The sequence below is a fragment of the Rhodococcus sp. 06-235-1A genome (genome assembly GCF_002258785.1).
Lineage (GTDB): Bacteria > Actinomycetota > Actinomycetes > Mycobacteriales > Mycobacteriaceae > Rhodococcoides.
The window spans coordinates 1-679 of record NZ_NOYI01000005.1 but is presented as its reverse complement, the minus strand read 5'-3'; the positions used below and the strand labels follow the sequence as shown (position 1 = coordinate 679).

Sequence of the window (679 nt, the reverse complement as noted above, 5' to 3'; positions counted from 1 at the left end):
GGAGGTCGGTGAGATCGCGCAGGCCGATGTGCAGGTTCAGGTGCGGGCGTTCGCCGCCTTCGATGGGGCGGTTACTGGAGGCGAGGTATTGGTCGAGGATGTGTCCGAAGGCGTCGGCTCTGCGTGTGGCGGGGCTGCGGTCGTCGTGGGTGCCGTCGGCGGCGGGTCGGGGTTCGGTCAACGGGGAGAGTGCGGTGAGGAGTTTCTCTCCGGTGATCGCATCGAAATCGCCTTTCAACACCAGCCGCCCGTTCAACGTTGTCGAGGCGAAGAGTTCGTTGCGGTCGGTGTCCTCGGCGGGTGGTTTCTTGTTGCCGAAGCTGTCTTCGAGTCTGGTGATCGCTGCACGAATCCGGCCGGTGCGCGCTTCGGGCCCGGTGGCGGCGGCGATCAGAGCTTTGCGCGCGACATCGCGACCCTCGTCCGGCAGGTTCTTCGGGGGTGTTTCGGCGAAGGTGAGGATCAACGCGGCGTGGTCGATGGTCATGACGCCGGTGTTCACGGCGTCGGCGATGTCGGGAAACGCAGCCATGCCGCGGGCGAGGGCGACGATCTTGTTTGCTTTGGACGGTGACAGCAGGGTGGTGGAGGTCAACCATCCGGCGGGTCCGGGGAAGCCGAGTTTCTCGCGGCTCACGCGGGTGTCGATGTCGGCGACGAGGGCGATACGACGGGCTTC

General features: G+C 66.0%; 1 protein-coding gene. It reads right to left on the bottom strand.

Going from position 1 to position 679, the window contains the following annotated elements; translation table 11 throughout:
• On the bottom strand, positions 1-679 hold a 679-nt coding region (locus tag CH275_RS04005; RefSeq protein WP_143546676.1), incomplete at both ends, for a DUF222 domain-containing protein.